Raw genomic sequence first — 26,490 nt, forward strand, 5'->3', positions numbered from 1 at the left:
ATAGTTATGTAAGCCATTTCAAATTACATATTTCGGAGGGGAATCATTAATCATGAGGAAAGCAGCATTATTAACGGCTTTCGCCGCAGCTGCCCTGTTTGTCGGGGGAACCACCACGTTGGCTCAGGCCAAAACGTACACGCAACACGGTAGCGCACTAACTAACTATAACGTGAATAAGTACAAGACTGTTAAGAACCAGAACATGTTTGTCCCACGTTACACTTTCAAACAAAGCTACAGTTATATTTTCCAAACGACACCGACAAGTATTAGCAGTACCAAGGGGAAAAAGGTCACGTTTAAGTCAAACGTCTTCCTTCCAGTCACCTACAAGACCTCTGCTGACTGGGGCAACCCCCAAAGCGAAGTGCTATCTAAAGATGGCAACACGCTCTACGAATTGATTACGACGAGCAGCCAGAGCACCCGTGGCTGGATTGTCCGCTATAACCTTGGTGCACTGCGCAGTAAGTTTGGTATCAGTACCAGTCATATGGATGCCCTACGCCGCGCGACATACGACCACGCCGTTGGCAAGATGACCAGCACTGACAAGGCCATTATGGCTAATGTTAAGATTGGGCCAACGTTCAATACCGGTCATGGTCAATCCCTGACCTTGAACCCAAAGAACGGCCAGCTCTGGTTCATCGGCAAACCCGTTGCCGTAAAGACGAACGTGCAACAGGTCTCCACAAGTTCTCTAAAACCCGTTAAGCAGATCAACTTCACCTTGAAGAGCACGGTCACCATGGGCTCCAATCTGACCTTTGATAAAAACGGCAACGCCTACTTCTTCACCTACTCCAACGGTGGCTGGTCACCTAAGGGCGCCGTTAAGATCTACAAAGGCAAGATCAATAGCAAGTCTGTCAAGTTCCACTTAGTCATGCAAGGACTGCGTTACCGTCCCGGGACAAAACCGCAATCCATGGCCTACAACCAGAAACGTAATCGGTTATACTTCGCCTCTGACAGTAGCATTTCCTCCGTACCCGTTTCCAAGTTGGGCAAGTTGACGCCTAGTCAAGTCGAGGCTACGAATCTTAGTGGTCAACGCGAATTCGAAGGTATTCAGTTCACTTCTAATGGCGCTGGTTACTTACTCGTTAACAAGGGTGCCGAACTTATGCAAACGACTAGCAACAATTTCTAAGATTTTTTCACAAGACGCTATTCCCGTTAAACTGCGGGCTGGCGCCTTTTTTTACCGAATTTTGCTGTCGAAAAACTGCTCAATTGACCAGCACAATGTTATACTTGCCCCGAGGCGAGCTAGAACCCGTCTGAGAAACACACCATAACTCAATCTCCAACAAGGGGAACGCGAATACCGGTCGTGCGGTAGGAACGTTCCCCTTGCTAACGTTTTAAGCGTCAATCACCTATAATTGCACACAGCGAATCTCCCCCAAACGCAAACGCCGGTAGTGCCCGGACACTAACCGTAGAATAATTTGGTCGTCATTGATTCCGCAAACGATGCCATCCACTAGCTTAAGAACTTGATCATCATCCATCACGTTCAGCTGAAGATGCACCGCTTTTTTAGTGTGCCATGCATTTGCTAATTTTCGACTAACTTCAGCAATGTCTTGTTCTGGCAGTGGGGCCTCCACTTGCTCTGCTGCATGCATCTTCGCCAGTGCACTGGTATGGTCAGACAGATAAAACCCTCCCCACTTCAGCATGCCCCGATCTTGATAATCGTGCTGAAAAAAGATTGTTGCCATCTTGTCATCTGGTAGTCGTTTTAAGTGCATCGACTGTCACTTCCTTACCGAATCCACCGCTGACTTTCTGGCCAGCGCACATGGCCAAAATCAACAAAGTTTAGCGTCAACTCCGTCTGTTGCCGCACGCCATTGACAACCTGCTCCAATACCGTCAAGTCCGTCGTCTGTAGACTATGCAAGGGAATCGATCGCTCACGGTGATTCTTTCGCTGAATATCCAAAAAGAAGTTGAACTCCAATCCATATACATTATTGACCACGTCGATTCGGTAGCGACAATGCCACTGCGGTGTGAAATACGCTTGTAACCGACTTCCAATCAGCTTGGCTTCCTGCTCAGAATCAATCAAAACTATTCCCCCCATTGTGTCCGCCAACTAGCGCTGCACGACGTAACATCGTCCCACCGGGCATTAAACTGCTGGCAGGAATGACCGCCGTCTTGCCGAACCGGTCCCGTAACTCATCAATGACCCGATCAAATTGATCATTTTTTATCTGGCGCTGTGGGTCCTGAAACAGGTCTAATTGCAATTGGCGGCTCGCACTTAATCGTGACAGTCCTACCCCAATATTGCGGACTGGCTGGCCATCCCAGTGCTCACGAAACAAGGCTAGCAGCGTGGCAACAATCGTCTGCGCGTTATCTGTCGGGTCAATGCGTCGCGTGTGATTCATCCCACTACGACCATCTCCGGCTTTACCATCCCAAGCAAACCCGATACCTAAACTGACACACGCTGCCTGTTGCCGATGATGCCGCATTCGCGACGTGACCTGTTGACCAATCTCGCGAATAACCAATTCAATCTCACTTTGAACGCTATAATTGCGCGGCAGTACCTGTGAATTGCTCCAACTTTTCTCCTTTGCCGGCCGCAGCTGGTGTAACTGGCTACGGTCGATTCCCCAGGCCAATGCAAATAGTTGATCGCCAATGATTCCCATCTCCTGATGCAACTCGTAGGGATTAATCTTCGCGAGATCTGCCATGCTGTGAATGCCCAACCGCTGTAAATGTGCAGCCGTCCGGTGACCAATACTCCAGACTTTCTCTAAGTTAGTGATGGGCCAAATTCTATCCGGAAAATTCTCATAGGTCAGCCGGCCAATTAAATCGTGATCATGCTTGGCCTGTAAGTCTAACGCCAACTTGGCTTGCACCGGATTTTCACCAATACCGACCGTCGTGTAGAGCCCTAATTCGTGACGAATCCGTAGCTGAATCGTCCGTGCAACGGCTTCCGGCGTCTCTCCAAACAGCCGCCAAGAATGGGTCATGTCTAAGATGGATTCATCGATTGAATACGGAAAACAGTCCGCATCCGCCACAAATTGACGAAAAATGCGATTGACGGCTAAGTTCATTTGAATATAGTGATTCATCCGTGGTGGCACCACTAAAATTCGGGGGTCATCAGGCACTTCATACTGCCGTGATACATTACTAATGCCAAACAGCTTTTTCGCCATGGGTGAAGCTGCCAAAACCAGGCCACTCCCGGTATTATCAGCCTCAGACATCACAACAATCACCGATCTCAGTGGGTTCAATCCCCGCGTCACGCTCTCAACACTGGCATAGAATGACTTGTTATCGATCATGAAAAAAAGTCCATGCGGTTCTTGACGATAATCCATCTTGATGACCTCCTTTCTGTCGTTATTTACATTATACGAACACTTGTTCGATATTGCAAGACAATTTTTAATTTAAATTTTGCCTACAGATTTCAAAAAACAAGTCTCTTATTTTGCCGTTATTTACATTTTTTAATTCACCGGCAAAACCCGTCACTCTTTAAACTAACCGCCCCTTGGGTATTGGTTGATATCACACGTTATTCATTAGGTAAACGCCTAGCGTAACAAAACGATTAGGTTCGCTTTTAACCACGTTACGTGTTAGAATGTATTTGTGAAGTTAGCCCTAGTCAACTAGCTTCCTCAACTTAGAACATCAGAACCAGCCCGACCGTCACTTAAACGCGGTCGAGCTGGTTTTGTCTTTTATCGCTAATTTCAGCTGAAATTATTAAGGTTACAGGCAACTCAATTTGTTACAATTTTACAACTTACATATTTTAACGATTCAGCCCTGAAATCGAAGTCACATAAAAAACCTGAACCGTAATGGCTCAGGTTTTTTGGTTTAATTTGGAGGAGAAATGTTAAAACTTAGTTTGCACCCAAGAAGACTTTCCGGTCCAATTTTGGTGCTTGAACTGGTGTCCCAGCGGCCGTCATGTCCTTGATGTAATTGACGAACGTATCGGTATCAGTCCCAATGGAAGAAACGATCTTGGTATCCTTGAAGGCTGCGAAGTCATCCCCACCACCATGCAAGAAGTCATTGATGACAACGTTGTAAGTGGCATCCATTTCGACTGGATCGCCGTTGGCCTTGGTCACTTGTTCAACCTTGTAAGGCGTGTCGGCCCCACCAGCTGGATTGTTGGTGTAGGTGTACTTCAAACCTGAAATTTGCAGGTAGTACTGTTGCTTTTGGTCGTACTGCTGATTCAATGCGTCCTTGATTTGTTGTCCGGTCATGGAAACGACTTGTAAGATGTTCCCGAACGGTTGAACGGCTGTTGCAGCACCCCAAGTGATGGACTTGTCCGGTTGTACCACGAGGTCTGAACGAACCCCACCGTTATTAGTCATCGCAAAGTCTGCCTTACTACCAACCTTATTGGCTTCGTAAAGTTGACCATCAACGACCAATTCACCGGCTGCATTTTCCATGGTCTTCGAGTTGTTCAAACGACCCGTAATGGTTTCGGCAGTAGCCGCCTTCCCAATCACGGCGTTAACTTGTGGGGCAACCCGCTTGTCAGCGTCAGCTACGATTGCTGAAACCTTAGCGTTATCCTTAACCTTTGGTGCTAAAGTCTTCGGCAGAACAGGGTAAACGTGCGAAACGAGCCGCATAAACTTACCCGTCTTCGGGTTGATGTATCCCTGCGTGTTGTTATAGGCTTTCCCAGTGTAGACGGCTTGAACGACGTGCGTCTTGCCGACCGTTGCGTTCGCGTACTGGTGAGAATGCCCCGCCACGTACAGGCCAATGTTGTTCTTAGGATCGGTCTGGTTGACCTTCTTCAAGATATCGACGGCCGTCCCAGTGGTCTGTTTGCCGTAAGTTGAAACCCCAGTATGGGCTAAGACAACAACCGCCTTAACGCCCTTCTTGTTCAAAATACGATCGTACTTTTTGATGGTCTTGGCTTCGTCCAAAATCTTATAGTCTTGGTAATTTTGGAGTAACGTCAACGTTGGTAAATCAGTCGTTTCAATTCCGATAAATCCAACCTTGGCCGTCTTGCCGTGGGCCTTCACCGTCTTAATAACGTATGGCTTGTACCCATAAGGCCGCTTGTTATCACTCTTCTTAACCACATTGGCAACAACTAATTTAATATTAGAATTTTGATGTGGGTAATCTTTGATCAATTGTGATGCCGTGGCAGCTGGTTTTTGCCCCGTCAGGATGCGGTTAAATTCACCCAGACCGTGGTCAAATTCATGGTTCCCTAACGTCCCAATTTGAAACTTCATGGCGCGTAGTGCGTGCATGGTCGATTCATGAGCCAGTAACGTTGAATTGGCTGGTGATGCACCAACCATGTCTCCGGCTTCCACTCTAAACGTGTTGTTCGAGTGTTGAACTGTCTTGAACTGGTGCTGTGCTTGGTCCAAACCAGCTGCTAGCCGGTTGACCGTCCCAACACCCTGATAAGTGCTCGAGCCAATATTTACATAACCGGTCGTTTCCAAGCCCCCGTGAAGGTCGTTGATCCCTAACACTTGAACTGGAATGGCCGTTTTGTACTTCTTTGGAACCGTCTTGTAGCCTGGTTGTTCCGTTGGCATGGTGTAGTTATCCGACTTGGTCGTAACCTTTGCCGTACTGGCATTGGCCGATAAATCAACCCCACCTGCGATTAGTGCGGGAACTAGAACCGTTCCCATAAGTATATGACGCCAATAATGTTTCCCCATAACTAAAATGCCTCCCTGGAAGATAAGATTATGCACAATCCCAGCGTAGCAATGAAAGCTGTTACAAGCAATCGCTTTTTTTGATTAAATTTGGGTGCCCATTTCAAGACGGCCACCAGTGGGGTTGGTGCCCGTGAAAAACTAATTCAGGGGGTGTTTGACAAGTCAACGAATGAACCGGCAGTAGGGCTTTCACATGGATCGCTATGTTTTGGGTTGAACGTTTTACTTTCATAACTTTTCGATTATATCCTCATTTTTCCCGAAAAAAAAAACGCGACTAACCCATCCGCGTTTTTCGACTTACCGGTGAAGCGCGACCTTTAACGGCCGTTTAAAAATCAATTGGGCGACACCTAACCGGTTGGCGAGCCAAACGTACAGTCCCAACGTCAGCAAGCCGAGCACCCCTACGTATCCCATCGTTAATAGCTTACCGGTAAAGAACACGTGACCTAACAGCCATTGACAACCGTCGACCAGCACCGTAGCCGCCATTGCAAAAACTAAGTTAAGCTTGATAATCGGTAAGATAGCGTCTAATTTGACCGCATAGCTTCGCCGAATCAAACGCCAACTCGCAATCGTAATCCAACCAAAGGCAATTGCCGTGGTCAGCAACGCCCCGTAACCTTGGAACACATAGACTAATGGCAATTGTAGAACGATTTTAATGCCCAGACCAATCAGTAAGTACGTTGTGGCCTTTTTGCTCATCCGGAGCGCCTGCAAGACCGTTAAAAAGTCCAATGCCAATCCTAAGACCAGACTCTGCCACACATTTGCCACCAAATACGTTGCTCCAGCACCATCAAAGTTGAAGAAGATTCCATAAGTCGGGTAGGCAAAAGCGCTGACCATGATGACCAAAGGCAGAAGGACAAACGTTAATAATTGAAAGTTATTCGTTAACAACGCACCGATCTGCGTCCGATTGGCCTTGATATCACTCAGTTTACCGGCCAATAGGGGTAGCGACGTCTCCGCCACCGCCATAGCCAACGACACAATCACCGTGGTGATCTTATTGGGATTAGCCGAGAAGATCGTAAACACGTATTGCGTTATCGCCGCCGACTGGTGCAACAATCCCTGCATGATCTGCTTGAAAAATAACTGATCCACCAATTGGCTCAGTGTAATTCCAGACCCAACGATCACAAACGGAATCGATTCATAACCAATCATTTTCAACAAGTGACTCGCTGCATGTTGCTTGCCAACCTGGCTCTTAGCCGTTAAACGGCGATACTCACCCCGCTGGCGCCACAAGTGACCCAACAGGTACAAGTAGCTCGCAATGGCCCCCACAAAGGCAGCAGCCACACTCACGAAGACCGCCTGCACGTAACCTTGATGGCCAACTTCAATCAGCCAATAGGTGCCGCCCAAAATTACAATGATGCGGATAAACTGTTCCCATAGCTGAGAAATTCCAAACGGCTTCAGGTCCCCATTTCCCTGAAACCAGCCCCGTAAGATACTCATCGACGGTAAAATGACGATAGCTGGTACCAAGCATCGAATCGCAATCGTCGCGTTCGCCACCGAGCTAACGGGACTATTTGCCGCCAAAACTGGTGCTAGTCCGTAAAGTAAGGCGCCACATATAACGCCAGAAACAACCATAAAGCCGAACCCGGCGGCCGCAATGTGTTTTGAATTCATAAAACTGTCTTCACCATTAAAGAACGCGACTCGCCGAGCAATGGCGGACGGAAAGCCCGCAGTCCCCAGCGCAATGAATAACGCGTACGGCGTATAAGCCGTGTTAAATAAGGCTTGCGCCACGGTTTGATGCTGCGGCGATCCAATCATCGCCAACCACGGAATCAGGTAAACTACCCCTAAAATCCGTGAAAAAATGCTCCCAAATGAGAGCCAAAATGATCCTGAAATAATTTTTTTATCCATAAATTGCACTCACATTTCTAGTCTAGTGCGTTAGGCACCACTAGTTAGGATACGCCACTCCTTAGCCGCTGTACATAACCAATGCATCCGTTTGGCGTAACCCCCCTTCCGGCCGCCAAAATTCGACGCTGAAAATAACCGTGTCGACAAACATAAACACGTGCTTAGAGATACCGGCAGATATGCGCTCAGGCATGTCATTTTGCTTAGAGAGTGGAAAGGCAATTAGCCAGCGAGCATTAAGGGCGATAACCGAATAATCTCGGGCTTAGATTATTTAGTTATTAGCCTTAATCGGCGTCAGCTGCCTTTTGTCCCCGCTTTAGCAATGTAAATCCGGAGATACCAAAGGCGTCTGGGGTCCGTCCCAGACTGTTTAAATCTGAGATCTGAAGGTTGAAAGTCCCAAAACACACATTATGACTGTTGTCACAACGATACTGGGTCTAAAACTAGGCAACGTTGTCCAACTATCGCCTTACCGGCCAGCAGATATGGGCTGGATCGGTGCGAACACAACTTGAAGCCTCGAAAGTACCGAGTCTCCAAGCTTGGTTTTCTACTAAGCCAGCAGGGAACCCACCTGCCGACTAAGTAGAACGACGCGCCTGAGCCCATATCCGCCGACCTCTCGGCTACCGTAGTTGGTCTGAGGCGGCATGGATCATGCCGTTTGAAACGCTATTGAATTATGCTTAAATTTTAGCAATCATTTGGGATTCAGTGGTTGGACTTGACGCGCACAATCAGAGCCGGAGACAGCCAGGGATGGAGCTAGCCGTGTCGACGATGTTAGTCGGCGTTTTCCGGCTTACATCGTGGGACGACCTGGGAGACGCCTGATTTTGGCGGCTTTCAGGCGAGCCGGAAGCCCGTCCTTGGGCTGGAAGCGTTCCCCACAGCAAGCGGAATCCCTGGCAGCCGGAGTGCAGCTGTTTCCACTAATTTAGTCGTGATAATTCCTACTGTCACAAGAGTAATGCAAACATTTTGGCTTTCAACCTTTAGCTGAGATCAAGAACTCTTTGACACCAAAAAAGAACCGACTTTTTCAAGTCGATTCCACTTTAGTTTAAAATCAATTTTATATCAACCGCTTAACTGCCGACTAAGATTCGTCTGAATGCGACAATTTCCGCTCATCATTCATAAGCCAATGCCTCGATTGGATCTAGCTTAGCGGCCTGTCCTGCTGGTGCTAAGGCTGCTAGCAAGCTAATGATGACCGCAACGACGATTCCGAAGATCATATAATTGCTGGTAATTTCAATAATCGTGTAACCAATATACTTATTGGCAACGTTATTGGCCAGCAACGCGACAATTTCAGTAAAGATCAACGCTAGCACACTGGAGAATAACCCCAGGAAGAAGGCTTCCGACAAGAACAGGTGCCGAACGTCTTTACGCCGAACACCGAGTGCTCGCAAAATCCCGATTTCCTTGGTTCGCTCGGAAACGCTGATGTAGAGCACCACGATAATCATGATGGCCGATACCAACAGCGAGATACCAGCGATGGCGGCCAAGACGTAGAACGCCAACTGAATGTAGGTGTTCAGCGTTGACACCATGGCCCCCGCCCCGGTCAACTGGTACTGCTTCTTGCCGTTGTCTGTCTTGAGCGCCTTGATCTTATCCTGAACACTGGTCACATTCTTCAGTGAGTCGATCATGACCGTCGCAAAGTTCGCCCTGAAGGTCAACTTTTTACTGCTGTACATGTTGCGAATCGTTTGTAAATTAGTCTGCAGTTGACCCGAACTGTCATCGGTAATCCCACTAACCGTCAGCGACTTTGTCATCACAACGGGTAAGTGCTTACTATTCATGCCCGTAATGGACACCTTGACCTTCTTACCAATCAACTGGTACGGATGTTGCTTATTAAATTTCTTGGCAAAGGCCTTGGATAACATGACCTCACCCGTCTTGGCCTTGGTCCCCTTCTTCACACTCTTTGCCAACATTTGGTCAGTCGTTGTTTGGAAGATAGAAGACGTCGCTGAAGTCCCGCTGCGTTGCACTTGAACACCTTGCCCGTAGTAACCGAGCTCAACCTTCTTCACATGACTGATTTTCTTGATGCGGGCCACATCGGACTGCCCCATCTCGAGTTTTTTCGCATCTTGACCATCCGTGTTCTGCGCTACTTGGACCGCAGTTGGCTTGATCTGCGAGTAAATTTCATGATTGATGTACCCCTTAACACCGCGACCAAGACCCAGCATTAGAATCACACTGAAAATTCCAATTGAGGCCCCAAAGATGATCAACAGGTTGCGTTTCAGGTTGTAGCGCATATGTTTCAGCGCCATCTTGACCATCGCCGTGAAACTCAGATGCTTAGACGGCAACACACTGTGGTCCTTCACTGGAAAAGCGGGTTTGAGCTGCGTATCGTGGTCAATGACTCCGTCTTCCATATGCACGATTCGGGTGCCGTGGTCGGCGACCTCTTGGGAGTGGGTCACACAGATGACCAATTTGCCATCGGCCGCAATCTCATCCATCAGTGCCAAAATTTCCTTGGTGTTCTGCGAATCCAACGCCCCAGTTGGCTCGTCGGCAATAATAATGTCAGGATCAGAAGCCAGCGCCCTGGCGATTGCAACCCGTTGTTTTTGCCCACCGGACAATTGGTTGGGATGCTTGTGGATGTGTTCCTTTAAGCCCACTTGCTCCAGTAATTTTACGGCCCGGTCATGCTGTTCCTTATGACTCAGCCCGGTCATCTGTAACGAAACCAACACGTTGTCCAGGATGCTCAGATGGCTGATCAAGTTGAAGTTTTGGAAAATAAAACCAATCGTCTGCCGACGAAAGGCGTCAAGTTTCTTTGCCGAAATGTTACGGACGGACTCCCCATTCAGAAGCACATCGCCCTCGTACTGGGCGTCTAGGCCACCGATAATGTTCATCAGCGTGGTCTTCCCGCCACCAGATTCCCCCAAAATAGAAACGAACTCACCACGTTCAAACTTCAGGTCAATTCCCTTTAACACGGGGAATGCCGTCTTATTCATGTAGTAAGACTTATGAATATCCCTTAACTCTAAAAAGCTCATAGACTTCCTCCTCATAACTGGTATGCCTTGAACAATACCCCTTTTATAGCTAGGGGACAAGTTCTTCACCCCATAAATTCTTCGTTATTTTAGCGAACTGGTTTGCCTCACCTTGCAAAATTAAGTCGCAGTGAACTTGACGTTTTTCACGCCAAAGAGAGGGGGACAAAAGGCGTTTAGCTGGCGAGCATTAAGGCTGATAACCGAATAATCCTGGGTTTGAATTATTTGGTTATCAGTTTTAAGCGGAGTCAGCTGCCTTTTGTCCCACATTTCAGCAACGTAAATTCGGAGATACCAAAAGTGTCTGGGGTTTTGTCCCAGATGCAACTTTTATTTACACCACGTGCCGAAACGTGGGACATCAGGCAGTCTATTGCGCTTAACCCGCTAGCAAAAATCATGCCAGAATCAGGCATAATTCCTACTATCACGTTAATGTTCGCACACGAACCGCTTGATGTCCCACACGCTCAAACTTCTTTAATTTTTCTGAAATGCCCGCCGCATTGCCGTAACGTCTGCTACAGGTTGCGTGCTGTTGGTCAGTAATGTAATCACCGCTACACCCGCCGCGCCTGCCTGTGCAATCGCTGGCAACGATGCTACGGTCACACCACCAATGGCCACGATAGGCACATTGGCTTGGTCAACTAACCTTGCCAGGCCTGCCGTCCCAATCACGGGGTCAGCATCATCCTTGGACGTGGTCGGGTAAATGGGACCACTGCCCAAGTAGTCGATACCACTAACTTGATTGGCTGCCGAAACTTCTTCAGCCATCGAACAGGATAACCCCACGAAAAGATTTTGCCCAGCAACCGCATCGATCACCCGTTGCACGCCTGCGTCACTTTGACCTACATGGATTCCATCAGCGTGTAAGGCCAACGCCATCTCCACGTCGTCGTCCACGATGAATGGCACGCTGGCCGCACGACATTGTTCACGCAAATCGCGGCCCAGTGCCAGCCGTTCGTCGGCGGTCAACTGACTTGCACCCTTGTCACGGAACTGATACGCCGTGATGCCAGCTTTTAACATGGTTGCCAACACGTCACGTAGATCTCTACCGGGAACGTCTTGACTCCCCGCAACGAAATATGCGCGTAGTAATCCGGATTCAAATGTTACTGACATTATTCAGCGCCTCCTTGACGATAAGCCCAATGGTTCAAGGGTCCATGACCGTGACCGACCGCGATTGGATTGGCAATTGCCGCCGTCACATAATCTTTGGCCACGCGAATGGCAGACTCAAAGTCCGCTCCCTTCGCCAATTCGGCCGTGATACATGAGGATAGCGTGTCCCCCGTCCCGTGTGTCCGCACCGTGTCGACCCGTGGTGCCGTCAGCCAAAACGACCGGCCATCGGCCAACAAGACAAAGTCACTGGCTTGGTCTGGCGTCGCCTCGTGGCCCCCTTTGATGACCACGTTACTGGCCCCTAAGTCTTGCAGGGCTACGGCCGCTTGTTCCATACCGACCGCGGACGTAATCTCCTGGCTCGTTAATCGCTCTGCCTCAGGTAAGTTGGGTGTCAATACATCCGCTAGGGGTACCAGTTCATTACGTACTGTTTCCACGGCATCATCCGCTAGCAGAGCCGCGCCACCCTTGGCAATCATTACGGGATCGACCGTTAACGGGCCGAAATCATAACGTTTTAAATTCTCCACGACCCCGTGCACGTGCTCGGCATCCGCCAACATTCCGGTCTTGCACGCCCGAACTTTTAAATCGGCCGCTAATGACGCGAATTGTTCATCGATCAGTTTCTGCGGCAGAGCCATAAAGTCCTGCACACCGAGCGTATTTTGTGCGGTAACTGCGACGATGACCGCCGTGCCGAAAACATTACGTTCCTGCATGGTTTTTAAGTCCGCCATGACGCCGGCGCCACCACCACTATCGGTCCCCGCTATCGTTAAGGTCTGTGGAAATTCATTTGCCATATTGTCTCATCCCTTCTACCTACTGATACGCTGCCACCGTTTTAATCTCGTCGACCGTGGTCAGTTGTAAGCCGTCCAATAGCTGCACTGTAAAACTCCCCGCAGCTAGATTCGGCGTTTTTTTAGTAATCAGTTCACCAATGGCCGCAAAGACCAGGCAAGCTGTTTGAGCTGCTTCAAAATAGTCGTCTTCAACCGCGCAAAATGCCGCGACGATACTCGACAACATGTCACCGGAACCCACGTGAACTTGAAAGAGCGGCGTGCCGTTCATGACCTTGACCGTCCGCGTGCCATCGGTAATAACGTCAGTTGGGCCGGACAGAATGACCGTGCAAGCTAATTTCTGCGCGCAGGCCTGAGCAATTGCAACCAAGTCGCCGTCGCCCTCACCAGCGTCGATGCCCTTCGCCTGCCAAGACACGTCGGCTAACGCAGCGATTTCACCAGCATTTCCGCGAATCACATCCGGATGAAATTCCTGCAGTAGCTTCGTGGCGACTTGCTTTCTGTAGGCAACGGCCCCCACCGCTACCGGATCGATCACAAGTGGCCGATGCTGCTCGTTAGCCAGTTTACCGACCGTTTCGATCTGTTCGACCTGCCGCTGCGTAAAGGCCCCCAGATTCAGACAAACGGCACTCGCCAGTCCGACCATTTCATCGGCTTCAGCCACCTCTTCAGACATGATCGGTGACGCGCCCAACGCATTCAATCCGTTGGCAACATCCTGAACCGTAACGAAGTTGGAAATGTTAAAGACGATTGGATTTTGCTGCCGTAACTCATTCAACAGAGCTAATTTCATGGTGAATCCCCCTTATGATTGCCGATTTCTCAGCATTTCCCAAGTCACTAAAAAACGGGCCGTCAGTTCACGATAGAACTAGCGACCCGAGATGGGTGCCACGACACGTTCCCTTCGCAAGTCTGAACTTGACAGGTTCCAAGGGATCGCGATTGCTCGCATCTCAGCCCGGTCACGGACACCCCTAGTGTTCTTGGTTACTTCAAGCATAACAGGTTTTCCACCAACGTCAACGACTCTTAGATTACTCAATAATCCGTTGAGCAACTTCACCAATTAGCCGCCAGCCCCGATCAATGGTCTTGTCGGACAAGAACCGCCGAAGATAGAGAACTTGGCTCCCGGAACCGGCGTGATACCGGGTCTTTGGTCGGCGCGAAAGGGCAGCCCGGTCGACTAATCGCGCAATCACCTGTGGCCTACTGGAAAACTGCTTAACGGCCTTCAAAATGGCCGTAGCTCGGTCGGCAGTTTCCTGGTAAGGCCCCTTGGCAGAGGTTGCTTGCAAGTGTTTAGCCGCAATATCGGCCCACTCGGACTGGATACCACCGGGTTCAATAACGACTGCATCGATGCCAAGCGGTTGGAGTTCCAGTCGCAGTGAATCGGACAACCCTTCTAAGGCAAATTTAGACGCAACGTACCAGCTAGCCATTGGCTGAGCGATTTTACCATCAACAGAGGTAATATTGATGATCCGCCCAGCGTGCTGTTGGCGCATCATAGGCAGGACGGATTGAATCAGCCGTGCCGCACCAAATAAGTTCACGTCAAATTGATCCTGTGCCTGAGTCAACGGCACGTCCTCCAACGCGCCCATCAACCCATAACCGGCGTTGTTGACTAGAATGTCGATACGACCGGTCTCACTGACGATGCGGTCGACGACGCGCTCCACACTATCCGGGTCTGTCACGTCCAAAGGCAACGTGGTAATGCCCAGATCGTCGAGGTCGTTCATCCGACTGACCCGCCGTGCCCCAGCGTAAACGGTGACACCATTACGATGTAGACTCCGTGCAATAGCGTTTCCAATTCCGGATGACGCCCCAGTAACCAACGCAACTTTTCGATGAGCCATAAGTATTTTCCTCCTTGAATTATCTGTTTATTTCGAGTATTTCAAACCCGGTTCATGTAAAATTATCACACTTTGGCTTCAGCCATCCCTTCCTGGACAAATAAGCCTAAGCTACCACAGGCGAAGGGCCAGCTAAATCGTCAACTGCTTGCGCTCGTTGTAGAAGCCACGGTAGGCCCAGTAACAGGCGAGGACGGAACCGATGCTGGTCGCTGACATTAGCATAAAGGTCACCATGATCTGATATTTAATCGCGCGCACAGGGTCGACACCGGCAAAGATCAAACCGGACATCATCCCTGGTAAGCTCACGATACCCACGGTCTTCGCGGAATCAATCGTCGGCTGCATACCGGTTTTGATGCTATCGCGCACAATTTCTCGTGAGGCATCCTTCAGGTCGGCACCCAACGCTAATTTTTCCAAAACGGCCTGCCGCTCTTGCTTGAATTGCGCGTTTAAATTGCGGTAACACAGACCAATAGCGACCATCGAATTAGACGCGATCATCCCCGAAATTGGAATCATCTGGGCCGGAATAAACTTGATGGCGCCCGCCAACATCAGGACCCCTAACGTGACGCCCGTGCTAATTAGAATAGCCCCGATAGAAATTGGCAAGGCGCGTGGAATCCCATCACTACGCTGCTTAGCATTATACCCAGCGTTGAAAATAATGATTAAAATCAAAACAGCCGTTAGCCAACCGCTGTTGAGCCGGAACACATATTTCAATAGGTACCCGACCACAAATAGCTGAATTACCGCGCGGATGACGCCGATGATCATGTCGCGGTCAATACTTAATTTTTCGTGCCAGCCAATGGCTAACGCAATCATGACTAACCCCAATGCGAACACCAATGACTGATTATTTACGGCAAGATTCATACGTTTCCTCCCACAAGTCGACCATTTTCAATAGTGATCAGCCGTTTAGCCGCGTCAATTTCCTCTTGATCATGCGTAATGGCGATGATCGTCAGACCGTCATCCTGATTAAAATGCTGGATCATAGACCAGACAAACGCCTTATTCTCGGCATCCAAACCAGCCGTGACCTCATCTAGAATCAGCACTTCCGGATAGATCATGACGTTGCGTAGTAAGGCGACCCGCTGGCGTTGCCCACCAGACAGGTCGTTCACAGCCTTATGCAGGTCACTTTCGGTGAGACCCACATACTCCAGGCCAGTGACAGCCCGTTGTTCGTCAAATGCCAATTGCCGAATTTCATAAGGGAACGCAAGATTGTCACGAACCGTATTCCCGAACAAGGTCGGTTGCTGAAAACTATATGAGACTCGCCGCCGATAAATGATGGGGTCGTAACTCTCGATCGGTTGACCGTCAAAAATCAGCTCACCACTAGTTTTGCTCAGCAATGACGCGACAATCCGCACCAACGTTGACTTCCCACTACCGGAGGGTCCCGCAATCGTCACCCACTCACGCGCGTCGACCGCTAAGTTGATGTCAGTCAAGATCGACGTCTGATCGACCTGATATCCCACATTTCTCAACGTGATCAAGCTCATGCTACTGCCTCCTCCGTAAAAATTGTCTACACGTTCTTATTGTACCCAAATCGCTTAGGATTGCCTATGGAAACGGCTTCATTTTAGAGAAAAATGTTTTTTCTGTAATCATTCGTTCGCCCGTTCAGCCGGCAACCGTACGTGAACACCCCTGTGACCAGAAAAATTTGGTATACTAGTCAGGACCGTAACTACTGAACGACTTAATAATAGGAGAAAACATGGCAAACTATGAATCCAGAAACACCCGTGGGAGTGACAATCGCAACGACCGCAGTTCCCACAGCAACCAACGTGACCGCAATACTGATCACCGGAGCTATAGCGATCGTAATAATCGCGATAATGACCACCGCAGCTACAATGACCGTAATGATCGGAGCAACGACCACAATCATCGCAACAATGACCACCACAGTTATAATGACCGCAATAGTCGCGACAATGATCACCGCAGTTATAACGACCGCAATAGTCGCGACAATAATCACCACAGTTATAACGATCGCAATGACCGCAATAATGACCGCCGCAGTTATAATGACCGCAATAGTCGCGACAATGATCACCGCAGTTATACTAGCCGCAATAGTCGCGACAATAATCACCGCAGTTATAACGATCGCAATGACCGCAATAATGACCGCCGCAGCTATAATGACCGCAATAGTCGCGACAACGACCGTCGCAGCTACAACAACCGCAATAGCGATGACCGGCGAGGCAGCTTCAACAACGACCGCCAAGCCGAAGGCGTTCAGGTTGAAGTCGGACAACGTTTCCCATTGACCATCAAGCGTATGGGCATCAATGGGGAAGGCATCGGCTACTATAAGCGTATGGCTGTCTTTGTTCCAGGCGCTTTGACCGATGAAGAAGCCGTGGTGGAAGTCACCAGTGTTGCCACTCGCTTCATGCGGGCCAAAGTTCACCGTATTCGTAAGGCCAGCCCCCATCGTGTGGAACCACGTGACAGTTATGCCGATCAAGTTGGTGGTTTCGAGTTAGAACATTTAGACTACCCTGAACAATTGAAATTTAAACAAGATATCGTCGCCCAATCTCTAGAACGCTACCAACCAGAGGGTTACCGGCACTATGATTTACGGCCGACGCTGGGCATGGACGACCCTTACAACTACCGCAACAAGGCCCAATTCCAAGTTCGCCGCAATGCCGAGGGGCAAATCGAAGCTGGGCTTTACACTGAACGGAGCCACGACCTAGTTGACTTACCAACGTGTTCGGTTCAGATGCCCGTCACGATGACCGTCATGCGGACCGTCGTTGCTATGCTGCAAGATTTGGACATGCCAATTTACGACGAAGAAGCCAAATCCGGAATCGTCAAAACGCTGGTTGTCCGTGCGGCTGCTCACACCGATGACGTGCAGTTGGTCTTCATCACCAACTCCCAAAAGTTACCGCACAAGCATGAGTTGCTGGAACGGATTGCTGCGGAGCTCCCACAAGTTACTTCCGTCATGCAAAATATCAATCCGGGCGAAACTTCCCTGATTTGGGGCGATGACACGCGCCATTTAGCAGGCGAAGAAACGATTACAGAAAAATTAGACGGCTTAGCATTCAAGCTCTCCGCCCGCGCTTTCTTACAGTTGAACCCCTACCAAGTAGAAGTGCTGTACGGCGAAGCAAAGAAAGCCCTCGACTTACAACCGGGCGAAACGGTCGTCGATGCTTACGCTGGTATCGGCACAATTGGACTGTCGCTAGCTAGTGTAGCCGAAGAGGTTCGCGGAATGGATATCATTCCCGAAGCCGTCAGCGATGCAAACGAAAACGCCGCAGCTAACAATATTACCAACGCGCACTACGAATTAGGTACCGCTGAAGAACTCTTGCCAAAGTGGATCATGAGTGGCTTTCGGCCGGATGCCATCGTGGTCGATCCACCCCGCACAGGTCTGGATGGCGAACTGATTGAAACCATTATGGCTGTGCGTCCTGAGAAGCTGGTCTACATCTCCTGCAACCCATCGACGTTAGCTAAGGACTTGGTCGAATTAGCCCACGATTACCGGGTCAACTACATTCAGTCCGTAGACATGATGCCCCAAACCGCCCGCTGTGAAGCTGTGGTTAAACTAACTCGGCGCCAATAGATTAATAGGCAGTCGCGACTTTTCGTGTTAGACTTTTAACTAACGATTAAGGAACGAATTCCGTAGAAAGTTGGCAAATGACATGCAAGATCCTTTTAAGGGCTTTAACGACGACGATGATCAAAACAACCAAAATGGTAACGGCCCTCAAGGACTCCCGCTACCCCCGAACTACGCCACCGTCGTTAACGCTGATGGGAATATGCGTATCGCAAAGGTCGGATTTTCATGGACCATGTTGGTCTTCTCTCCCTTCCCAACAATTTTTCGGGCGGACTGGTATAACCTCCTTTGTATTCTAGGTATTGAACTTGGGGCATCCATGTTGCTGGTCATGACCGTCAGCGTTAATCAATTAGCTCAAGTAACGCCAGTGCTTCAATTGGTCTTCTACGTGCTATGGGGATCGATCTATAATATGATGTACTTTAAGCACCTTTTCAATCGCGGCTTCGTGCCAGCAGATGACCGATCACGGGACTTGTTGACACAAGCACACTACTGGACACAGCCTAAGGAAAAGTAGGTTGTAACGGTTTAAGATGATACGAAAAACCCCACTACGATTTTTTTAGTAGTGGGGTTTTGTTGACGTTATTTGCTGCCATTTTAATCATTTAGGTGTCAACCATCAGCGACAGTCTCTCTATCTGAATAACTAGGCCTGTTTCGTTGGATAAATCGTAAATTCGTTGACATTAACATCTTCCGGTTGATCGATGGCAAAGTTTACGACCCGGGCAATCGCATCTGGTGTAATCCCGACCGCATTGTATAATTGGTCCATTCCTTGCTTGGCATCTTGGTCGGTAATCGTGTGCAACAATTCCGTATTAATTGCGGCTGGGTAAAGCGTCGCGGTCCGAATATTGGTTCCTTCTTGTGCGCTTTCAGTCCGAATAACTTCCATTAGATTCCGAACGGCAAATTTGGTAGCCCCGTAGACACCAGCTCCAGGAAAACTCTTAATCCCCGCCACAGAGGAAGTCGTCACGATTTGACCGTGTTTTTGTTTGGTAAAATCGGGCATAACGGCAGCTACCCCGTTCAAAACACCACGTAGGTTAATGTCGATCATGTCGTTCCACTCTTGAACGTGCAACGCGCTAATCGGTGACGATGGCATGATCCCAGCATTGTTAAAGATGACGTCAATGCCGCCAAATTCAGACTTCGCCAAATCTACTAACCCTTGCACTTCAGTGGCATCCCGCACATCGGTTACTTGGTAAACCGCCTGTCCACCTGCAGCTTTGATTTCGGTAACTAGCCGCGTTAAGCGGTCTTCACGCCGAGCACCCAAAACCAGCTTGGCACCATTGCTGGCTAACAACTTAGCGGTCGCAGCCCCAATTCCTGAGGAAGCCCCGGTAATTACAACAACTTTATTTTCTACTGACATTTCTGAATCGCTCCTATCTCTTAAGTGATGATGCCAGTATAAGAGGTTCGAGCGACTCGAAGTCAACTAGTAAATGCCATTTTTTTAAATAAATGACGCCATCCCTAAAATCCATTAGCCAATGATATTTAAGTTATCCTAGCATTCTGGCCAGATAGATTGTCCCGTTGCGCCAATTCTGGTATGTTAGGGAAAATGAGTCAAATAAGGAGAATCTCATGCAAACAACTCGCTCCGATGGCCCAATCAAACGCTTTTTTAAGGGCGTTATCATTGCCTTGGGCTTTATATTACCTGGTGTTTCTGGTGGTGTACTAGCCGCCATTCTTGGCATTTATGAACGCTTGTTGGGCTTTATGGCCCACTTTCGACAAAACTTCAAACGCGACTTCTGGTACTTTGTGCCGGTCGGACTTGGTGGTATTGTCGGAATTGCCTTACTTTCGGCACCACTAGAGTACCTGCTGGCCCATTGGCAGGTTATCGTCCTGTGGGGATTTGCCGGCGCTATTGTTGGGACCTTACCTGCATTGACCCAAACGGCAAGTTCCAAGACGCCTCGCGACAGTATTGACTACCTGTGGTTCTTTGGCACTCTGTTGCTCAGCGGTGGCCTTCTCTATTTCATGAGTGACATCTTCGGCACCCTGCCAGCTAACTTTACTGGTTTTATGGTAGCCGGTGCCCTGATTGCTCTCGGCGTACTGGTTCCCGGTCTCAGTCCGTCCAACCTGTTGCTCATATTGGGACTGTTTACTCCCATGCTAACTGGCTTCAAGAACTTTGATTTAGTTGGCGTCTACCTGCCGATTGCGCTTGGCGGGAGTCTATCCATGATTCTATTTTCAAAAGGAATGGACTACCTCATTCACCGTTACCATTCGCGTGTCTACCACTTTATTTTAGGTATCGTGACGGCCAGCACCGTCCTTATCTTGGTGCCCAACAGTCATGCCGCCGAAAGTATCTCGTATGCCAACGCAACGTGGGCAACGTTTGGTTTTAGTGCTCTAGCCCTTGTGGTTGGGATTGCCCTGGGGTACTGGATGAGCCAACTAGAAGAAAAATACAAATAGCCTAGCCAAACCATACCAAGGCTTATTTACGAGAGTGGGACAAAAGGCGATTAGCTGGCGAACCTTAAGCGGAGTCAGCTGCCTTTTGCCCCACGTTTCAGCACTGTAAATTCGGAGATACCAAAGGCGTCTGGGGGGTGTCCCAGACCCTTTAGATTCTATCGTCACTACGAACTTTTCCTGTCATAGTACTGTTCTCAATCGAAGATACCGATCGAATGTAAATACTTCTGACTGATCTTCGTATACTTGATTGTTGGCCGTTTCGCGTGTAACCGCTCATGCGCTGCCACCGGTTTTGTATTAAATTTTCTGGGGTTGCTTGACCCCTGAAAGAACAAGCTGGTTTGTCCCTTCTTCGTCTTCAAAGCGTAGCGCCCGGTAATATAATTTCTATCACCATTCTCTGCTACAAATAGTGCGTGTTGATTCCATCGATTATGACTGACTCGATAGAACGTGTTCGTCCGGTTGGCTTTTAATTTTTGAGTGATGGGTGACCCTGGATTAAGATTCAGACTATTAAATGTCTGTAATCCCAGTTTCATTGTCTTACGAGAAATAACACTGCTGTCAATTTCATGTGCCGTCACGTGGAGGTAGACGAGGTCACTCGCATGGCGATTCTTTGTCTTGGTCCCATAGGTATACCAATACCCTTGTAGTTGCTTGGGAATTGCTGTGAGTTGTTTTTGCGCCGCCTGTGCATGTGTTGCGGGGATCATTAAAAACATTGCAGCGAGTGATAGTGTTGCCAATAACCCCATCATCGCTTTTTGCCAGTTACTCGTCATCATATCTGCCTCCCGTCGTCCGTTCCGGTCATCACCCAATCTGATTGCTGACTAAAGTATCACTTACCGGTGCGTCCTTGTCAATCTAAAGCAGCAAAAGAATGGTTATGATAAGGATTCCATAAATGCTGACATATCGGGGATTTCGACCATTTAGCATGGTTGTGCGTCCTATTTTATTGCAAAATTTATTGACAAAAAAAGACTGTGATTGAAGTTTCGTCACAGTCGCACTTTTAGTTTATATTGTCGAAACGAGCGTGTAGCAGCGGGTGCTTAACTGACGAGCATTAACGATGCTAAGCGGAATCGACTACCTCTCTTTTTACTCTTGATCCGGCTTAAACGCCCTAGTCGCCGCCACAGCCTGTTGCCACCCAGCGTATAGGTGATTGCGATGATCTTCGTCCATGTTCGGTGTGAACAGGCGCCCGGTCGTCCGAATCTCTTTGACTTCATCCAGATTCTTCCAGTAACCCACAGCGAGTCCAGCCGTAATCGCGGCACCCATGGCCGTCGTTTCCTCATCAGCGGCCCGTTGCACTGGTGTGTTTAAAATATCCGCTTGGAACTGCATCAGATAGCGGTTCCGCGAAGCCCCACCGTCGGCCATCAGCTCGGAAATATCGATACCGGTATCCTGCTTCATCGTTCGCAAGACGTCCCGCGTCTGATAGGCAATCGACTGCAAGGTGGCTTTTACGAAGTCATTGCGGTTCGTTCCTCGCGTCAGGCCAAACACAGCCCCTTTGGCATCCGGATCCCAGTACGGCGCTCCCAACCCGTTAAAGGCTGGGACCACGTACACTTCATCCTCATCCGTCGAGGCCATCGCTGCCTGGCGGGATTCTGGCACGCTACTGATGATCTGCATGCTTTCGTGCAACCAAGCCAGCGCGGTTCCAGCAACTAGAATAGACCCTTCCAACGCGTAAGTCACTTCACCGTTGAGTTGATAAGCAATCGTGGTCAACAAGTTGTGTTTAGAAATTTGGGACTCATTTCCTGTGTTCATCATGACGAAGGCCCCGTCCCCGTACGTGTTTTTCACCGTCCCTGGGGCCAAAGCCAGTTGACCGAGGAGGGCGGCAGATTGGTCACCAATAATCCCAGCAATCGGCACTTCTACCCCGTAGAACTGGAAGTTTTGCGTGACGCCGTAGACTTCCGAACTGGATTTGACCTCTGGTAACATGGCTACCGGAATATTCAACCAGCTCAAAATGTCCGCGTCCCACTGTAACGTGTGAATGTTGAACATCATGGTCCGACTGGCATTACTGTAGTCAGTGACGTGAATCTTACCACCGGATAGCTTCCAAGCTAGCCAACTGTCAACGGTCCCAAACAGGAGCTCCCCATTTTCAGCACGCTCCTGGGCCCCTGGCACGTGGTCCAAGATCCAGCGAACCTTGGTCGCACTAAAGTAGGCGTCAACAACTAACCCGGTCTTTTCCTTAATAGTCTCCGCACGCCCTGATGCGACGAGTTCTTTGGCAAGACTAGCCGTCTGTTGACTTTGCCAACCGATAGCATGATAGATGGGATCGCCGGTGACTTTATCCCAAACGATCGTGGTTTCCCGTTGGCTACTGATTCCAATAGCCTGGATGTTTTCTGGATGGATCGACGCGTCGATCAGAGCACTCGCAATCACCGATAACACACTGTTCCAAATCTCATTCGCATCGGATTCGACCCAGCCCTTGTGTGGATAATATTGTGGAACTTCTTTATAGCCTTCGATCACCTTACGACCGGTGTGATCAAAGATCAGGGCCCGCGTGCTACTGGTCCCTTGGTCAATAGCTAAAATGTAATCTTCCGGTTTTTTTAGTGCCATATGTAAAACTCCCTCCAAAATATCCCCGTTTACGAAAACGGTTTCAAATTCACTTCGTTCATCATAGCACGTCCCTTGTGAAAAACGCTAAATTTTGTCCCCGCCCACTTTCGCCTTGAAAGTTTCTTAACCTTTATATCACCAACTTTTTGTCAGCTAGGAAGGACTGATCAAAGTCCGCGGTTGATTTCACTTGTTTGCCGAACTCATCGATCAAGGCGTGAAATTCCTGGCAATCGCTAAGTCCCAAGGGAAATTGGACTAAAACCTTTTTCTGAAACGCCGGATAGGTCTTAGGCATGGTCGCGTCCAGCCACGTAAACAACCGGCGGGCATAGGTATCGACCATGAACGTCCCATGGTCCAGCGTATACATCAAAATGTAATCGGCCGTCTCATTCCCAATACCCGTAATGCCCAACAAGTCACGGCGCAAGCTAACTCCATCTTGCTGCTTTAGGACGTCCAAGTCATCATCGACGGTCCCCAAGAATTCGGCTAAGGCTAGAATGGCTGCTCCCTTGCGGTGATAGAAACCACTAGTCTGGATCAACGGTAGTAGGTCATCTAAGGACAACCGCCGCAACCGTTCAGGATCGAAGCCCGTTTCGCGTTTCAAATTGATCAAGGACGGCTCCACATTACGCCAGTTGGTGTTCTGCACCAAGATAGCACCCAACATGATTTCCACGGGTGTCTCGGCCCAAGGCGTTCCGGGTCGTAACCAAGGTTGTGGCCCCATCTTCCGCGCCATCAGGTGATATAACTCTTCAATGGTCACGCAGCACGTCTCCCTTCTATTTTCCGTTCCGATACAAGACAAAAGCCAGCCGCGTTTGCCGTGACTGGCCATTAGCCAACTCTATTGCGCTATTCAGCGTCGTCGTTACGCTTGATAACCAAGCGAATATCGTCATCGACACCTTCGGGATTTAACTCCTCTTGGTAGTCAAAGTTGGCGCTTTCAAAATATTTCTTGATTTCGTTGTTCAACGTTTCCACGGCGCGAACATCCTGGTCCTGCCGCTTTAATAAAAGCGTGTATTCCTTAGAATCCTCATCGACATTCTCGAACTTGTATTCAATCGCTTCGGAATTCAAAATTTCTTGAATCAACTGCCGTTCTGTCATCATGTTTACCTCGCTTAAATTTTAGTCTACTACCCTACTATAGAGTTATTCACGAAAATTGTTAATTATTTCATCAAGTTATTTCACTGGTCTAGCCAAACGGCCTTTCTCGACAAGCTTCGCCGCGAACGCGTATACTGAGTTTTAACTAAAATTTTGATTACGTGCTCTGAAAGGATGCGACGCTATGCGCCCACGAATTGCTTTACCCGCCGACACGCTCGACGAGGCTACAAACATCATTAACGAACGAAATGCCGCCTTTGCGCCCCGACCTGCCGTTGAGGCCATCGTCAAGGCTGGCGGTCTCCCAATCATTTTACCTAGCGTCGATCCAGCCGACGTTGCTGATTACCTGCCGTTATTTGACGGGGTCATCTTCTTAGGTGGCGCCGACGTTGATCCCACCTTTTTCGGCGAAGAACCCCACATGCGGTTAGGAAAAACCTACCGCAAACGCGATTTATTTGAAATTGAATTGTTAAAACAGGCCGTCGCCGCCAACAAGGCCATCATGGGTATCTGTCGGGGGCTCCAGCTGATCAATGTCGGTTTAGGTGGCACTCTGTATCAAGACCTCAGTGAGGACCCTAACGCCACCCTCAAGCACAGTCAAGCGGCCATGGGCAACCAACCTAGTCATCACGTGACCGTTGTCTCTGGTAGCACGCTCGCCACCTTGACCGGTGATCGCCCTTACGTCAACTCGCGCCACCACCAAACGGTAAACGCCGTGGCACCAACGTTAACCGTGACGGCTCGTGCTGATGACCAGGTCGTCGAGGCCCTAGAATCCAAGGATAGTGACCAAATTCTCGCTGTTCAATGGCACCCGGAAAATATGTACAAGCACCACAACGAATCGCGCCAACTTTTCAAAAACTTTATCGATCGCGCAGCAAAGCGAATCGACCGGCATTAGTATTGCTTTCTGAAGGTTGAAAGTTCCAAAACACTCATTATGACTGTTGTCGCAACGATACTGGGAGACGCCTGATTTTAGCGGCTTTCAGGCGAGCCGGCAGCCCGTTCTTTGGCTAGAGGCGTTCCCCACAGCAAGCGGAATCCCTGGCAGTCGGCGTGCGGCTGTTTTCACTAATTTAGCCGTGATAATTTCTACTATCACAAAAGTAACGCAAACATTTTGGCTTTCATTCTTTAGTTGCTTTGTAATCAAGTGCCCTAACGCCAAGCTCATCATTCCATCGGATAAGCCATTCGAACGTTAAACAACTGACGTTATCATGACGAATCCCTTGTAAATTTGTTGTAAAAGACCTTTTAATCCATCCCATCTTCGACTAAACTAAGAAATAGACTGAAAAGAGAGGGATGAGTGGTAGTGGCGAAAATGCAGGACTTTGGACAACGGATGCGTTTTTTAGGGTTTTCTATTGTCCTTAATTCCGCCGCTAACGCGTTAACCATCTCAACTAGTTTGGGAAGTGCCGTTTGGACCGGGTCATCTGTTAACTTGGCCAACTGGATTCACGTCCCCTTGGGCTCGACCTTATTTATGTATGGTATCGTGATTACCCTGCTAAACCAGGTCCTTCTGGGACAATTTGACCGGCGCCGCTTCATCTCAAATTTACTGTATATTATTCCGTTTAGCTATCTGGTCGAATGGATCGGCTACTTCTGGAACTGGATCGGTGTTGGTCAACTCGGCCTACCTTGGCGGGTGGTGGTCGATATTATTGGGCTCTTTGGGGTGGCGTTTGCCGTCTCCATTTACAACCGCTGCAATATTATCATGCATCCCAACGACGACTTGGCCTACATCTTGCGTTTCAAATACCTGCGCGGGTCCGCTGTCATTGCCCAATGGGCCAGCTATACACCACCACTGATCATCATCATTTTATCGTACCTCTTTACCGGTCAGCTCCACGCTATCGGCTTTGGGACGGTGTGGGCGCTGGTCACTCAAGGTATCGTAATGGCCTGGGCAGATACGCACGTCTTCCCACAACTCAAGCATCATGTTGATGTTTAACTTAAAATATAAAA

22 protein-coding genes, 1 pseudogene and 1 riboswitch are annotated in these 26,490 nt (G+C 49.1%); of the genes and pseudogenes, 6 read left to right on the top strand and 17 right to left on the bottom strand.

Annotated elements, in window-relative coordinates; genetic code table 11:
* Nucleotides 1-52: 52 nt before the first annotated feature.
* The gene (locus EKM89_RS00120) at nt 53-1,159 is read left to right on the top strand and encodes a hypothetical protein (protein ID WP_125685129.1); all 1,107 of its coding nucleotides are present in this window, start codon (nt 53-55) and stop codon (nt 1,157-1,159) included.
* A gap of 229 nt (nt 1,160-1,388) precedes the next feature.
* Here EKM89_RS00120 and EKM89_RS00125 read toward each other — a convergent pair whose 3' ends face one another.
* The 12 genes from EKM89_RS00125 to EKM89_RS00180 all read right to left on the bottom strand — a co-directional run bounded on the left by EKM89_RS00125 (nt 1,389) and on the right by EKM89_RS00180 (nt 16,108).
* Nucleotides 1,389-1,766, bottom strand: coding sequence for a hypothetical protein (locus tag EKM89_RS00125; RefSeq protein WP_125685130.1), 378 nt, complete (start codon nt 1,764-1,766; stop codon nt 1,389-1,391).
* A gap of 14 nt (nt 1,767-1,780) precedes the next feature.
* Nucleotides 1,781-2,089 carry a hypothetical protein gene (locus EKM89_RS00130; protein ID WP_125685131.1) on the bottom strand — a complete coding sequence of 103 codons (309 nt, stop codon included), beginning with the start codon at nt 2,087-2,089 and terminating at the stop codon, nt 1,781-1,783.
* Nucleotides 2,082-3,386, bottom strand: coding sequence for a Y-family DNA polymerase (locus EKM89_RS00135; protein WP_382333231.1), 1,305 nt, complete (start codon nt 3,384-3,386; stop codon nt 2,082-2,084). The genes EKM89_RS00130 and EKM89_RS00135 overlap by 8 nt, the downstream gene beginning before the upstream one ends.
* A 531-nt stretch (nt 3,387-3,917) precedes the next feature.
* Nucleotides 3,918-5,744 (bottom strand): bifunctional metallophosphatase/5'-nucleotidase, encoded by a 1,827-nt coding sequence (locus tag EKM89_RS00140; protein WP_191988734.1) that lies wholly within the window; start codon nt 5,742-5,744, stop codon nt 3,918-3,920.
* Between the two features lie 303 nt (nt 5,745-6,047).
* Nucleotides 6,048-7,658 carry a polysaccharide biosynthesis protein gene (locus EKM89_RS00145; RefSeq protein ID WP_125685133.1) on the bottom strand — a complete coding sequence of 537 codons (1,611 nt, stop codon included), beginning with the start codon at nt 7,656-7,658 and terminating at the stop codon, nt 6,048-6,050.
* Nucleotides 7,659-8,800: 1,142 nt separating this feature from the next.
* Nucleotides 8,801-10,726, bottom strand: coding sequence for an ABC transporter ATP-binding protein/permease (locus EKM89_RS00150; RefSeq protein ID WP_125685134.1), 1,926 nt, complete (start codon nt 10,724-10,726; stop codon nt 8,801-8,803).
* Between the two features lie 483 nt (nt 10,727-11,209).
* Nucleotides 11,210-11,866 (bottom strand): thiamine phosphate synthase, encoded by a 657-nt coding sequence (gene thiE, locus EKM89_RS00155; protein WP_125685135.1) that lies wholly within the window; start codon nt 11,864-11,866, stop codon nt 11,210-11,212.
* Nucleotides 11,866-12,681 carry a bifunctional hydroxymethylpyrimidine kinase/phosphomethylpyrimidine kinase gene (gene thiD / locus EKM89_RS00160; RefSeq protein WP_125685136.1) on the bottom strand — a complete coding sequence of 272 codons (816 nt, stop codon included), beginning with the start codon at nt 12,679-12,681 and terminating at the stop codon, nt 11,866-11,868. The genes thiE and thiD overlap by 1 nt, the downstream gene beginning before the upstream one ends.
* A gap of 19 nt (nt 12,682-12,700) precedes the next feature.
* Nucleotides 12,701-13,489: a hydroxyethylthiazole kinase gene (gene thiM / locus EKM89_RS00165; protein ID WP_125685137.1), complete on the bottom strand. Its 789-nt coding sequence runs from the start codon at nt 13,487-13,489 to the stop codon at nt 12,701-12,703.
* A 91-nt stretch (nt 13,490-13,580) separates the two neighbouring features.
* Nucleotides 13,581-13,685, bottom strand: a riboswitch (TPP riboswitch).
* 48 nt (nt 13,686-13,733) lie between these two features.
* Entirely contained in the window at nt 13,734-14,570 is an 837-nt protein-coding gene (locus EKM89_RS00170; protein WP_125685138.1) for an oxidoreductase, read from the bottom strand.
* A gap of 132 nt (nt 14,571-14,702) precedes the next feature.
* On the bottom strand, nt 14,703-15,461 hold the full coding sequence (locus EKM89_RS00175) for an ABC transporter permease (RefSeq protein ID WP_125685139.1): 759 nt from the start codon (nt 15,459-15,461) through the stop codon (nt 14,703-14,705).
* The gene (locus EKM89_RS00180) at nt 15,458-16,108 is read right to left on the bottom strand and encodes an ABC transporter ATP-binding protein (RefSeq protein ID WP_125685140.1); all 651 of its coding nucleotides are present in this window, start codon (nt 16,106-16,108) and stop codon (nt 15,458-15,460) included. The genes EKM89_RS00175 and EKM89_RS00180 overlap by 4 nt, the downstream gene beginning before the upstream one ends.
* 689 nt (nt 16,109-16,797) lie before the next feature.
* On the opposite strand from EKM89_RS00180, the pseudogene rlmD reads away from it, so the two are divergent.
* Together rlmD and EKM89_RS00190 are read left to right on the top strand one after the other, a co-directional pair.
* Nucleotides 16,798-18,231: pseudogene (gene rlmD, locus EKM89_RS00185) on the top strand (23S rRNA (uracil(1939)-C(5))-methyltransferase RlmD); the annotation flags it as partial.
* Nucleotides 18,232-18,313: 82 nt separating this feature from the next.
* Nucleotides 18,314-18,757, top strand: a complete 444-nt coding sequence (locus tag EKM89_RS00190) for a DUF2628 domain-containing protein (protein ID WP_125685141.1) — start codon at nt 18,314-18,316, stop codon at nt 18,755-18,757.
* 132 nt (nt 18,758-18,889) lie between these two features.
* Here the strand turns inward: EKM89_RS00190 and EKM89_RS00195 are convergent, their stop codons facing one another.
* Entirely contained in the window at nt 18,890-19,633 is a 744-nt protein-coding gene (locus EKM89_RS00195) for an SDR family oxidoreductase (RefSeq protein WP_125685142.1), read from the bottom strand.
* 218 nt (nt 19,634-19,851) lie between these two features.
* Here EKM89_RS00195 and EKM89_RS00200 point away from each other — a divergent pair, with 218 nt between their 5' ends.
* On the top strand, nt 19,852-20,709 hold the full coding sequence (locus EKM89_RS00200; protein ID WP_125685143.1) for a DUF368 domain-containing protein: 858 nt from the start codon (nt 19,852-19,854) through the stop codon (nt 20,707-20,709).
* A gap of 197 nt (nt 20,710-20,906) precedes the next feature.
* On the opposite strand, the gene EKM89_RS00205 is transcribed toward EKM89_RS00200, so the two are convergent.
* The 4 genes from EKM89_RS00205 to EKM89_RS00220 form a co-directional block, all read right to left on the bottom strand.
* Nucleotides 20,907-21,506: a hypothetical protein gene (locus EKM89_RS00205; protein WP_125685144.1), complete on the bottom strand. Its 600-nt coding sequence runs from the start codon at nt 21,504-21,506 to the stop codon at nt 20,907-20,909.
* A 322-nt stretch (nt 21,507-21,828) separates the two neighbouring features.
* Nucleotides 21,829-23,346 (bottom strand): glycerol kinase GlpK, encoded by a 1,518-nt coding sequence (glpK, locus tag EKM89_RS00210; RefSeq protein WP_125685145.1) that lies wholly within the window; start codon nt 23,344-23,346, stop codon nt 21,829-21,831.
* 133 nt (nt 23,347-23,479) lie between these two features.
* Nucleotides 23,480-24,127, bottom strand: a complete 648-nt coding sequence (locus EKM89_RS00215) for an endonuclease III domain-containing protein (protein WP_225421773.1) — start codon at nt 24,125-24,127, stop codon at nt 23,480-23,482.
* Between the two features lie 89 nt (nt 24,128-24,216).
* A complete protein-coding gene (locus tag EKM89_RS00220; protein ID WP_125685146.1) occupies nt 24,217-24,477 on the bottom strand; it encodes a hypothetical protein in 261 nt (86 codons plus the stop codon).
* Between the two features lie 187 nt (nt 24,478-24,664).
* Between EKM89_RS00220 and EKM89_RS00225 the strand changes: the two genes are divergently transcribed.
* Nucleotides 24,665-25,399 (top strand): gamma-glutamyl-gamma-aminobutyrate hydrolase family protein, encoded by a 735-nt coding sequence (locus EKM89_RS00225; protein WP_125685147.1) that lies wholly within the window; start codon nt 24,665-24,667, stop codon nt 25,397-25,399.
* 420 nt (nt 25,400-25,819) lie between these two features.
* Complete coding sequence (locus EKM89_RS00230; protein WP_125685148.1) at nt 25,820-26,476, top strand: hypothetical protein; 657 nt, start codon at nt 25,820-25,822, stop codon at nt 26,474-26,476.
* Nucleotides 26,477-26,490: the final 14 nt, after the last annotated feature.

The sequence above is a fragment of the Levilactobacillus fujinensis genome, from assembly GCF_003946335.1.
Lineage (GTDB): Bacteria > Bacillota > Bacilli > Lactobacillales > Lactobacillaceae > Levilactobacillus > Levilactobacillus fujinensis.